Origin of the sequence: Mesorhizobium sp. M0563, assembly GCF_040321065.1 — a bacterium.
GTDB lineage: Bacteria > Pseudomonadota > Alphaproteobacteria > Rhizobiales > Rhizobiaceae > Mesorhizobium.
In genome coordinates this window covers 138,751-150,676 of sequence record NZ_JAMYQV010000011.1, presented here as the reverse complement: position 1 = coordinate 150,676, position 11,926 = coordinate 138,751, and the positions used below count along the sequence as shown (strand labels likewise).

Genomic DNA, 11,926 nt, shown 5'->3' with positions numbered 1-11,926 from the left:
GAGGTTATTAATTCTCACTGCATGCCGTCATTGCCGTCGCCGCCCCATTGGTGGTGACGGCCGGGACCCTTCGGCAGTTCGTTCTTCTCGATCTTGCCGTCATTGTCGCGGTCGAGCATGGCGAACACCTTCTTCTGGCGGCTGGTGATGTCGTCGGCGGTCAGCGTGCCGTCGCCCTTGGTGTCGTAGCGGGCGATGATGCGCCTGGCCATCTGCTCGAAGCGTGCCTTCTCCAGCGCGTCGGCGAGCTGTGCCACGGTCAGCTTGCCGCCATTGTCGGCGACCATCTTCTTCAGCCGCGCGTTCATGGCGTCGGAGAACTGGTCGAAGGTGATGGTGCCGTCATTGTCCTTCATGACCTTACCGAGGCGCATCATCATGCCCTCGCGCGGCCCGGCGCCGGAGTGCTCGTCTGCATAGGCAGCGGTGCCGACGGCGCCGGCCAGGGCTGCGAAAACGAGTGCAAGTCTGGTCGTCTTTCTCATGGTCTTCTCCTGTTGCATCGTCACCCCCGATGCTAGAGCGGCAGATCTTCAATCCCCGCTCTATCTCCTTGTTTGAGCATCGGAAGCTCCCAAAGCAGGCCGCCACTTTTGGCTCCGATGCTCTCGCCCGTTCGGCCGATTGCCGTCACGGTTGTTTCGCACGAAGCAAAAGGTCAAAATCCTTTCTGACCTTCTGCGACGTCTCCTTGAGGTGCGCTTCAAGCACACCGAAATCCGGCAGGTCGGTGACCGCCAGAAGCAGATCCGAAAGCCCTGGCGGAACGTCGTCGCGTTCGAACGCGCCGGTAAGGCAAAGCCGTATTATCTGGGTCAGCGCCAGATAGAGCGAATAGGCATCCACCAGTTCCTGCCTGACCTGGGCGCTGGCGAAATCCGGCGCCAGGCGCGACAGGATGTCAGCCGTGCCGGTGGCCCTGCGGCCTGCCTCGATCTTTCCGGTAATCACCGCAACCTGGGCGATGAATTCGAGATCGATGAGGCCGCCCGGGATCAGCTTGATGTCCCAGGTATCGCGCGGCGGCTTCTCCTTGTCGACCATGGCGCGCATCTCGGATGCCTCGGCCATCACCTTGACTGGATCGCGCGGCAGAGCGAGCACTGCGGCAACTTCCCCTTCGACCTCGCGGCAGAGCTCGGCATCGCCGCCGATCGCGCGGGCTCGCGCCAGCGCCATGTGCTCCCATGTCCAGGCGTCCTGGCGCTGATACTTCTTGAAGGCGTCGACATGCGTGGCCACCGGCCCCTTGTTGCCGGACGGCCGAAGGCGAAGGTCGAGCTCGTAGAGCACGCCCTCGGCGGTCGGCGCGGAAACGGCGGCGATCAGCCGCTGCGTCAGCCGGCTGTAGTAATGCGACGGGGCAAGCGGCTTGTCGCCGTCGGACTCCTCGGCATCGGCGTCGTGATCGTAGAGCAGGATGAGGTCGACGTCGGAACCTGCCGTCAGTTCGCGGCTGCCGAGCTTGCCCATGCCGAGCAGTGCGACCCTGCCGCCGGCAATATAGCCATGACGCAGCGCGAATTCGGCCATCACCGCCTGCAATGCCGCTTCGATAGTCAGATCGGCGAGATCGGAAAAAGCGCGGCCGGCGCGCGGCGGATCGATCGACCCGGCAAGCAGCCTGACGCCGATCAGGAACTTTTGCTCCGAAGCAAAGATGCGCAGTCGGTCGAGCACGTCCTCATAGGCCCTGTCGCCTTCGAGGAAGGCGGCAAGACGCGCCGACAGATAGGCACGGTTGGGCAGTTCACTGAGCAGCGCCGGATCGAGCAGGCCGTCGAAGACATGTGGCCGGCGCGTGATGATGGCGGCCAGCCGCGGTGCCGCGCCCATGATCGTCGCCATCAGCTTCAGCAAAGCCGGGTTCGACTGCAGCAGGGAAAACAGCTGGATGCCGGCAGGCAGGCCGGCAAGGAATTCGTCGAAGCGGATCACTGCCTCGTCCGCCCGCCGCGTCTGGCCGAAGGCTTGCAGCAGCGCCGGCGTCAGTTCGGTCAGCCGCTCGCGCGCTTCCGCCGACCGGGTGACGCGATACCGGCCGAAGTGCCAGCCGCGGATAACCCGGCAGATGTCGCTCGGCCGCTGGAAGCCGAGCCGCTTCAGGGTCTGCAAGGTGTCGGGATCGTCGACGTCGCCGGTAAAGACCAGATTGCCGATGCCTGCCGAAAGCTCCGGCGCGGTTTCGAACAGCGCTGCATAGTGGCGCTCGACCTGGTGCAGGGCCGCGCGAAACGCTTCGGCAAAGCCTGCCGCATCGGCAAAGCCCAGCATGCGGGCGACGCGCTCCAGCCCCTCTTCGTCCTCCGGCAGGATGTGCGTCTGCTGGTCGGCAACCATCTGGATGGCGTGCTCGACGCGGCGCAGGAACCAGTATTGCCTGGTGAGCGCATCGCGCGCATCGGCAGTGATCCAGCCACGCGCGGAGAGTTCGCCAAGCATCGGCACGGTCTCGCGGCCGCGCAGTTCGGGAAAGCGACCGCCGGCGATGAGCTGCTGGGTCTGGACGAAGAACTCGATCTCGCGGATGCCGCCGCGGCCGAGCTTGACGTTGTGGCCCTTGACCGCGACCTCGCCATGGCCCTTGTGGGCGTGGATCTGGCGCTTGATCGAATGGACGTCGGCGATCGCCGCATAGTCCATGTATTTGCGCCAGATATAGGGCTGCAGTTCCTTCAGGAACGCGGCGCCGGCGGCAAGATCGCCAGCCACCGGGCGCGCCTTGATCATGGCGGCGCGCTCCCAGTTCTGGCCGCGCGCCTCATAGTAGCGCAGCGCCGCCTCGACCGGGATCGCCAGCGGCGTCGAGCCGGGGTCGGGACGAAGCCTGAGATCGGTGCGGAAGACGTAACCGTGCTCGGTGCGGTCCTGGAGAATGCGGACCAGCCGGCGGGTCAGGCGCGAAAACAGCTCGGTGGCATCGAGCGGATCGACGACGGCAGGCGCATCGGGGTCGAAGAAGACGACGAGGTCGATGTCGGAGGAGAAGTTCAGCTCATGCGCACCGAGCTTGCCCATGCCGAGCAGGATCCAGCCCGAGCGTTGCGCCGGATTTTTCGGATCCGGCAAACTGAGCTTGCCTTGCTCATGCGCGTCGCGGAGCAGGAAATCGACGGCTGCACGCGTGCAGGCGTCGGCAAGGTCGCTCAGTCGCCGCACCGTCAGCGAAGTCTCGGCCTCGCCGGCGAGATCGGCCAAGGCGATCAGGAAATGCGCCTCCGCCTTGCATCGGCGCAGCTCCATCATCAGGCTGCCTTCGGAGACGGCCTCTGCGCGCGCTGCCTTGTCGACCGCGGCGCCGATCGATGACAGCCGCGCCTCGATGATCTCGTCAAAAAGCGCATCGAGGATTCGCGGCCGGCGGCGCGCGGTATCGCGCAGGAACGGCGACAGGTCGAAAACGGCGGCGAGGAAATCCTGGACGACCTCCTTGCCGGCGAGAAATTTCGCCAGTCGCGGCAGTTCTTCCTGCCGCGCGGCGTCGGCGATCTCCGCCAATTCCTGCCTGGCGCGGCTTGCATCCAGCGGAACGAGCTTTACCGCCGGCTTCAAAAGCCAGTCCGTCTCGCGGCGTCGCGCTGCCATCCTCGCCACCATCAGCGATCCTCCCGCCCGGGAAAACTCATGACGACGGACAATCCGGGATTGCCGGGCAGAAGCGCAAGCCGTCCATTGTGGAACGTCATGATCGCCTTGGCGAGGCTCAAGCCAAGGCCGGAACCCGGCTGCGAGCGGCTCTTTTCCAGCCGCACGAAACGCTCGGTCACCCTGGCGCGGTCGACATCGTCGGGAATGCCCTGGCCGTTGTCGGAAACAGCAAGCCTGATCTCGCCATCGATACGCTCCAGCGTCACGCGAACCGTAGGCCTGGAGGTCGAGTCGGTCGAATATTTGATCGCGTTGTCGACGATATTGGACAGCGCCTGGCCGATCAGCTCGCGATTGCCGTTGACGGCGAAGGCACCCTGTACCGAGGTTTCGAGCGTCACACCCGCCTCTTCCGCCACAGGCTCGTAGAGTTCGACGACGTCGTGCACGGCAGCGGCCAGGTCGACCCTGGTGGTGCTTTCGGAGGAATAGCCGGCCTCCAGCCGTGAGATCATCAGGATGGCGTTGAAGGTCTTTATCAGCTGATCGGATTCGGCGATCGTTCCTTCCAGCGCCTGTCGGTAGTCGCTGGTGTTGTGCTTGCCGGAAAGCGTCGCTTCGGCGCGATTGCGCAGCCTGGTCAGCGGCGTTTTCAGGTCGTGGGCGATGTTGTCGGAGACCTGCTTCAGTCCCTCGTTCAGCGTGGCGATCCTGGCCAGCATGGAATTGAGGTTTTCCGACAGCCGGTCGAACTCGTCGCCGGCGCCGGTGACCGGCAGCCGGCCGGAAAGATCGCCGCCCATGATGCGGCGGCTCGCCTCCGACACACTGTCGATGCGCTTCAGCGCAGCGCGCCCGACGAAGAACCAGATCAGCAGCCCGCCGACGCCCATCATGCCGAGCGCCAGCATCAAGGCGCGGCGAATGACGGCGCGGAAGCGCTCCGGCTCGCCGAGGTCGCGGCCAACCAGCATGATCATCTGGTTGGGCAGGCGCAGCACCAGGGCGATGGCGTTGTGGCCTTTCTCGCCTTCGGCCTGGACCTCGTTCTGCGCGGGCTCGTTCGGGTCGGAGACCGGGTTGCGCTGCCGCTCGAGCTCGCCCTCGCCGAAGCGGCGGTAGGAGAACGGTTCGGTGGTCCAGCCCTCGGCCTCAATCACGCCCGGCTCCAGGCTCTGCACGTTGCCGGTCAGGATCTGGCCGTTGGCATCGGCGATCAGATAGAGATTGGCGCCGGGCTGGCGGGAGCGCTGCTCGACGACGCGGACCAGCACCGGTAGGCCGCCGCGCTGATAGGCGCGGGCAAGGCCGAGTACCTCGTCGTTGATCGTCTCCTGCGTCTGGGCAGTCAGCATGCGCGCCGAGAGCGAGGTCATGTACCAGACCAGCAGCACAGCGCACAGCGCAAAAAGCAGAAGATAAAGCGCTGAAAGCCGCGCTGCCGTCGTCCTCATGATGGCCGGCACGGAAAGGGCCATGGGGTTCTAGCCGCTTTTCAGCATATAGCCGGCGCCGCGAACCGTGTGCAGGATCGGCTTGTCGAAGCCCTTCTCAATCTTGCCGCGCAGCCGCGAGATATGAACGTCGATGACGTTGGTCTGCGGATCGAAATGGTAGTCCCAGACGTTCTCGAGCAGCATGGTGCGCGTCACTACCTGGCCGGCGTGTCGCATCAAATATTCGAGCAGGCGGAACTCGCGTGGCTGCAGCGTCATCTCGCGCCCGGCGCGCCGCACCGAATGCGACAGCCGGTCGAGTTCGAGATCACCGACCCGGTAGACGGTTTCTGCCTCCCTGGCGCTGGCGCGGCGGTTCAGCACCTCGACGCGGGCGAGCAGTTCGGAAAACGCGTAGGGCTTGGTCAGATAGTCGTCGCCGCCGGCACGCAGACCGGTGACCCGGTCGTCGACTTCGCCGAGCGCCGACAGGATCAGCACGGGCGTCGTATTGCCTCTGGACCTGAGCCCGGCAATGACGGACAGGCCGTCGCGGCGCGGCATCATGCGGTCGACGACCATGACGTCATAGTCGCCGGAATCAGCGAGTGCGAAGCCGGTTTCGCCGTCTCCGGCGACATGGGCGGTATGGCCGGCCTCGGCGAACGCCTTCTGCAGGTAGTCGGCCGCCTCGCGATCGTCTTCTATGACGAGAATCTTCATAGAACCGTTATACGCGATTTCGCTGGAAGATTGAGTGGCCGGCATATGCATCGTGGCCGTCTCCATGGCGTATCGCGAACAAAGTGATTCAGGAATACGCGGTAAGTCTTTGTTTTAGCATGTCGTAGCCTAAAACCGCTTCACGCTTTGACCGACACGTTCGAGCGGCAGCGGGCGATCGGAAGCCCGCTGCCGCTGGGGCGGAACACGATGACTGACTAACGTATTCAGGCCCCGTGCTTTCCCGTGCGGCGGCTCGGGGGTGTGAAAACCGCCGCACCGGAAAAGTCGAACCGGTCGTCAGCCCTTGGCGACAGGCAGCGCGACGAAGCGGTTGCTGTCGTCGCGGGTGATCTGCATCAGCACCGCCTTGCGTCCGGACTTCACCGCGTCGGCCATCGCCTTGTCGATGTCGCCGGTGCCGGTCACTTCCGTCGAATTGACGGAGGTGATGACGTCACCGGGCTGGATGCCGCGATCGGCGGCATCGCTGTCGGGGTCGACATCGGTCACCACAAGACCCTTGCCGTTGTCGGACTTGGTGACGGTCAGGCCGAGATCGGCCAGCGTATCGGTCTTCGGCGCGGGTGCAGGCTGCTGGTCGGCCGAGGCCTGCTTGTCGCTCGACGGCAGCTTGCCGAGATCGACCTTGACCGCCTCGCTCTTGCCGTTGCGCCACACCGTGACATCGACCGATTTGCCGGGCGGGTAAGCGCCGATCAGACGGGCGAGTTCCTTCGGCGAAGCAACGTCCTTGCCGTCCACCTGAGTGATCACGTCACCTGCGGTGATGCCGGCCTTCTTGCCGGGACTGTTGTCCTGCGCGCTGGCAACGAGCGCGCCCTTGCCGGACCCAAGGCCAAGCGACTCGGCGATTTCGGGCGTGACCGGCTGGATTTCGACGCCGAGCCAGCCGCGCTGGACTGTGCCGTTTTTCATCAGATCCTGCACGACCTGCTTGGCGGTCGAAGCGGGAATGTCGAAGGCAATGCCGACGCTACCGCCCGACGGCGAGAAGATCGCGGTGTTGATGCCGACGACCTGGCCGTTGAGGTTGAAGGTCGGGCCGCCCGAATTGCCGCGGTTCACCGAGGCGTCGATCTGGATGAAGTCGTCATAGGGGCCGGCGCCGATATCGCGGCCGCGGGCCGAAACGATGCCTGCGGTAACCGTGCCGCCGAGGCCGAACGGATTGCCGACAGCCACCACCCAGTCGCCGACGCGAACCTTGGAATCATCGGCGAAGTCGACATAGGTGAACTTGTTGCCGTCATCGACCTTGAGCACGGCAAGGTCGGTGCGCGGATCGGTGCCGATCAGCTTGGCGTCAAGCTCCTTGCCGTCATTGGTCACCACGGTGAAGGCGGTGCCTTCCTCGACGACATGGTTGTTGGTGACGAGATAGCCGTCATCGGAGATGAAGAAGCCCGACCCTTGCGCCACCGGCCGCGGCTGGTCGTTGTTGCGGTCACGGTGTCCAAAACGGCGCATTCCGTTCGGACCCTGGTCGCCGCCTTGATCGCCAAAGCCGCGGAATTCGCGGAAGAACCGGCGCAGCTGCGGATTGTCGGGAAGATTGCCTAGGCCGTCCTCGTCGTCCATCTGGCCGGAACCGTCATCGGCCGTCGACTGGATCTTGGCCTTGACGCGCACGCTGACGACCGCCGGCGAAACGCGCTCGACCACATCGGCGAAGCTCGGGACCTGCGGTGCCTCGACACGCACGGCATCGGCCAGAACCGGGGCTGTCCCGGTGGCAACAGCACCAAAGCCGATCGCGCCGGCAATGGCTAGGGATGCGGCTGCGGCCAGCAGGCGTTTGCGGGTGCGAAGATATGAATTGGGGGCAACATTCATGGTTCTCGTATCCTCTTTTCAAGGGACGCCCCTTGATTGGCATCCTCGACAAAGGAAATAGAGAGCCGCACATTACGGCGCCATTTCCGGTACATGAAACTTTCGTAATGTTAGGATCAATCGCGGCGGAGTATCGCGTCCAACGCCGCCTTCTCGTCCGAGGTCAGGGCAGCGGTCGCTGTCGAGCGGCGCGAGCGAGCGGCCAGCAGGATGAACGTCCCGCCAACGAGCAGCAGAAGAACTGGCGTGCCCCAGAGCAAGGCATTGCGCAGATTGAAGCGCGGCTTCAGCAGCACAAATTCGCCGTAGCGCGAAACGACATAGTCCATCACCTGCTGATCGGTATCGCCGGCGACCAGGCGCTGGCGCACAAGGATGCGCAGGTCACGGGCAAGGTCGGCATCGGACTCGTCGATCGACTGATTCTGGCAGACCATGCAGCGCAAGCCTTCCGACAAAGCGCGCGCCCTCGCCTCGAGCGCCGGGTCGGCGAGCACCTCGTCGGGCTTGACCGCCTGCGCGGCGCCGGCGAACAACAGCGCCAGCAAGAGGACCAGCGAGGCCAGCGTGACCCTTTGGCTCATGGCGGGCTCGCCGATGGCACGGCGCCCGCCGGCTTGCGGGACGACGGCGCGCCGACACGCAGGCGGCGGTCGAGCAGCGACATCGCCGCACCCGCCATCATCACCAGGCCGCCACCCCAGATCAGCGTCACCAGCGGCTTCCACCACAGACGAACGACTACAGAGCCGTCGCTGGCCTCGTCGCCAAGCGAGAGATAGAGCTGGCTGAAGCCGATCGTGCTGATGCCGGATTCGGTCGTTGTCATCTGGCGCACCGGGTATGAGCGCTTGGCTGAGGTGATCTCGCCAGCGATGCTGCCGTCAGCGCCAAGCAGGGCGAAGCGGCCGCGATCCTCGCTGTAGTTAGGCCCCTGGGCCGGGTAGAGCCCCTCGAAGCGCAGGGTGTGGCCGGACAGTTCGACTGTATCGCCGGCATGCATCGACAGGATTTTTTCGGTGCCGAAGCAAAGCGTGCCGACAATGCCGAGCGTCGTCAGGCCGAGGCCGAGATGCGCAAGCGCTGTGCCGAAGACCGAGCGCGGCAGGCCGGCGAAGCGCCTGAGCACGGTGGCGGGCGCGACGGTGCCGAAGCCGGATTTGACGGCGAGATCGGTGAACGCGCCGCAGATCAGCCAGAAGGCAAGGCCGACACCGAGTGCCGCCAACACCGAAGCGCCATCGATGAACAGGGCGGTCACCAGCACGGCGAGCAGCGCCGCCGCGAAAGCCGCCATCAGGCGTTGGGCGACCGCGAAAATGTCGCCGCGCTTCCAGGCGAGCAGTGGCCCGAACGGCACGACGACCAGCAGCGGCACCATCAGCGGGCCGAATGTCAGGTTGAAGAACGGCGCGCCGACAGAAATCTTGTCGGCCGAAAGCGCTTCGACTACGAGCGGGTAGAGCGTGCCGACCAGCACGGTGGCGGTGGCGGTGGTCAGGAACAGATTGTTGAGGACCAGCGCGCCTTCGCGCGAGATCGGGTGAAACAGGCCGCCGGCCGTCAGCCGGGAGGCGCGCAAGGCAAACAGCGCCAGCGAGCCGCCAATGAACAGCGTCAGGATGCAGAGGATGAAAACGCCGCGCGTCGGATCGGTGGCGAAGGCGTGGACTGAGGTCAGCACGCCGGAGCGCACCAGGAAGGTGCCGAGCAGCGACAGCGAGAAGGTCAGGATCGCCAGCAGCAGCGTCCAGATCTTCAGCGCCGAGCGCTTTTCCATGACAATCGCCGAATGCAGCAGCGCCGTGCCCGCCAGCCACGGCATGAAGGACGCGTTCTCGACCGGATCCCAGAACCAGAAGCCGCCCCAGCCGAGCTCGTAGTAGGCCCAGTAGGAGCCCATGGCGATGCCGCCGGTGAGGAACATCCAGGCGACCAGCGTCCACGGCCGCACCCAGCGCGCCCACGATGCGTCGATGCGGCCCTCGATGAGGGCGGCGACCGAGAAGGAAAAGCATATCGAAAAGCCGACATAGCCGAGATAGAGCAGCGGCGGATGGATGGCGAGGCCGAGATCCTGCAGGATCGGATTGAGATCGCGGCCCTCGATGGGCGCCGGATTGAGCCTGACGAACGGGTTCGACGTCGTCAGGATGAACAGCAAGAAAGTAGCGCCGATCGCTCCCTGCACCGCAAGCACATTGGCCCGGAGCGTCGCCGGAAGATTGCCGCCGAAGACGGCGACAAGCGCGCCGAAGAAGGTCAGGATCAGCACCCAGAGCAGCATCGAACCTTCGTGATTGCCCCAAGTGCCGGTGATCTTGTAGATCAGCGGCTGCAGCGAATGCGAGTTCTCCCAGACGCTCTCCACCGAAAAGTCGGAGCCTGCATACGCGGTCGCCAGCGCCACGAAGGACAGCGCTGTCAAGGCAAAGCCGGTCAGCGCGGCGGGTGCGCCGACGGCCATCATCTTGTGGTTGCCGGTGCGCGCACCGAACAGCGGCACCACCGTCTGCACCAGGGCCAGCGCAAACGCCAGGACCAGGGCGAAATGTCCGGTTTCAACCATTGTCGCCCCGCTCGCCAGGTTTTGCCGCAGGTTCTTGCCGCAAAACCGTGGAACACTTTTGCGGAACCTCTCTAGTCACTCTTGCTCTCCTGCCAGACGCCCTTGGCCTTGAGGCCGTCGGCCACTTCCTTGGGCATATAGGTCTCATCATGCTTGGCGAGCACGCTGTCGGCGACAAAGATTCCGTCAGGGCCGAACGAGCCTTCGGTGATCACGCCCTGCCCTTCCCGGAAAAGGTCGGGAAGAATGCCGGTATAGGTAACCTTGACGTCCTTCTGGTTGTCGGTCACCGAAAAGGCGACGGTGGCGCCCTGGCTACGCTCTACTGTGCCTTTTTCGACGAGGCCGCCGAGCCTGATACGCTGGCCCGGCTGAAGGCTGGCGGTGGCCAGATCGGCCGGCATGTAGAAGTAGGAGGCCTTCTGGCCGAGCGCATAGAAGGTCAGCCCGGTGGCAACCCCGAGGAAGGCCAGCCCCGCAGCGATCACCGACAGTCGTTTCTGCTTGCGCGTCATCGTCTACTCCGTCGCCGTCACGCCGAGCGAGGCGGCAAAGGCGGTGAATTTCCTGGCCTGGTCGCTGTCCGCGCCAAAGACGGCGATACCGCGATTGAGTGCGTCACGCGCCTGATCTGTCTTGCCCAGCACGGCATAGGAACGAACGAGCTGCATCCACCCTTCCTCGTCGCGCGGATTTTGCCGAAGCTTTTCGTCGAGGCCGGCAACCATGGTGCTGATCATGGCTTGCCGGTCCTGCGGCGACATCGAGGAGGCAGCATCGATATCGTCGGCGCTCGGCCCTTTCGCGGGCGCCTCCGAAGCGACGTTGCGGGCGGCGGATTCAGCGAGCGCCTGCTCGACGGCACCGCGCCACGGCGAGCCCTGCGGCAAGGCGGCAAGCATCTTTTGCCAAGCCGCCGTCGCTTCAGCTGTGCGGCCTTCCTGCGCCAAGCCCATGGCGAGATAGAACGAGGCCTTCGGGTTTGCCGGATCGAGCTTCAGCGCCGCCTCGAAAGCAGCCTGGGCGTCGGCTGAAACGATGCCGCCGGCCGCATTGGCGATCGCCTCGCCGAGGCCGGCTTGACGGGCGGCACTGTCGCCGTCAAGGCGAATGGCATTGCGGTAGGCGGTTACCGCATCGGCGTATCGCTGCATGCGCAGATAGACCGGCGCCAGCACGTCCCAGCCGCGGCCATCGGACGGGTTGGCCGCAAGGTGCGCTTCGGCGCGTGCCACCAGCTCGTCCACCGAGCTGTCGGCGGGGTTCTTGGCCAGGCGTTCGCTGAGCGGCTGCGACGGCAGGTCGGGTGAGCCGAGCTGGCCGTAAAGGCCCCAGCTAACCAGCGGAACCACCAGCACGGCAGCGGTCGCCACCAGCCTTGTCGACCGCTGTGTCGCCGTCGTGCCGGCCGGGCCGGCATTGCTCAGGCGAAGGATGCGGCGGGCGATCTCGGCGCGCGCCTCTTCGGCCTCCATTGGCCGGATCAGGCCACGCGCCACGTCGCGGTCAAGCTCGGCCAATTGGTCGCGATAGACTTCAAGGTCGTGATCGCCGGCAGCGGACGTGTTCTTTGTTTCGCCCGCCAACGGCAGCAGCACCGCCAGGCTTGCGCCCAGCGTCAGGATTGCGGCTATGACCCAGAACAGCATGGCTCTTCCAATAGAACGAGACCCTTGCCCTGCCAACACAAGCGTGCTGCGACGCTTTGACGGGACCGCTCCGATCGATAGTGCCGGACCGGGATCGGTGTATC

General features: G+C 65.0%; 9 protein-coding genes. All 9 read right to left on the bottom strand.

Annotation, left to right across the window (positions count from 1 at the left end; translation table 11 throughout):
* Nucleotides 1-14: 14 nt before the first annotated feature.
* The 9 genes from NKI50_RS16330 to ccmI all read right to left on the bottom strand — a co-directional run bounded on the left by NKI50_RS16330 (nt 15) and on the right by ccmI (nt 11,822).
* Nucleotides 15-485 carry an EF-hand domain-containing protein gene (locus NKI50_RS16330; protein WP_352481890.1) on the bottom strand — a complete coding sequence of 157 codons (471 nt, stop codon included), beginning with the start codon at nt 483-485 and terminating at the stop codon, nt 15-17.
* Nucleotides 486-630: 145 nt separating this feature from the next.
* Nucleotides 631-3,597 (bottom strand): bifunctional [glutamine synthetase] adenylyltransferase/[glutamine synthetase]-adenylyl-L-tyrosine phosphorylase, encoded by a 2,967-nt coding sequence (locus NKI50_RS16325; protein WP_352717113.1) that lies wholly within the window; start codon nt 3,595-3,597, stop codon nt 631-633.
* Nucleotides 3,597-5,066, bottom strand: coding sequence for a sensor histidine kinase (locus NKI50_RS16320; protein ID WP_352717111.1), 1,470 nt, complete (start codon nt 5,064-5,066; stop codon nt 3,597-3,599). Before NKI50_RS16320 ends, NKI50_RS16325 begins: the two co-directional genes overlap by 1 nt.
* Nucleotides 5,067-5,072: 6 nt before the next feature.
* Complete coding sequence (locus tag NKI50_RS16315) at nt 5,073-5,747, bottom strand: response regulator transcription factor (protein ID WP_023718382.1); 675 nt, start codon at nt 5,745-5,747, stop codon at nt 5,073-5,075.
* A 300-nt stretch (nt 5,748-6,047) separates the two neighbouring features.
* Nucleotides 6,048-7,604: a Do family serine endopeptidase gene (locus tag NKI50_RS16310; protein WP_023718383.1), complete on the bottom strand. Its 1,557-nt coding sequence runs from the start codon at nt 7,602-7,604 to the stop codon at nt 6,048-6,050.
* Between the two features lie 116 nt (nt 7,605-7,720).
* Nucleotides 7,721-8,188 (bottom strand): cytochrome c-type biogenesis protein, encoded by a 468-nt coding sequence (locus NKI50_RS16305; RefSeq protein WP_023718384.1) that lies wholly within the window; start codon nt 8,186-8,188, stop codon nt 7,721-7,723.
* Nucleotides 8,185-10,173, bottom strand: coding sequence for a heme lyase CcmF/NrfE family subunit (locus NKI50_RS16300; protein ID WP_023718385.1), 1,989 nt, complete (start codon nt 10,171-10,173; stop codon nt 8,185-8,187). The genes NKI50_RS16305 and NKI50_RS16300 overlap by 4 nt, the downstream gene beginning before the upstream one ends.
* A 71-nt stretch (nt 10,174-10,244) precedes the next feature.
* Nucleotides 10,245-10,688: a cytochrome c maturation protein CcmE gene (gene ccmE, locus NKI50_RS16295; RefSeq protein WP_023718386.1), complete on the bottom strand. Its 444-nt coding sequence runs from the start codon at nt 10,686-10,688 to the stop codon at nt 10,245-10,247.
* 3 nt (nt 10,689-10,691) lie between these two features.
* Nucleotides 10,692-11,822, bottom strand: coding sequence for a c-type cytochrome biogenesis protein CcmI (gene ccmI, locus NKI50_RS16290; RefSeq protein ID WP_023718387.1), 1,131 nt, complete (start codon nt 11,820-11,822; stop codon nt 10,692-10,694).
* Nucleotides 11,823-11,926: the final 104 nt, after the last annotated feature.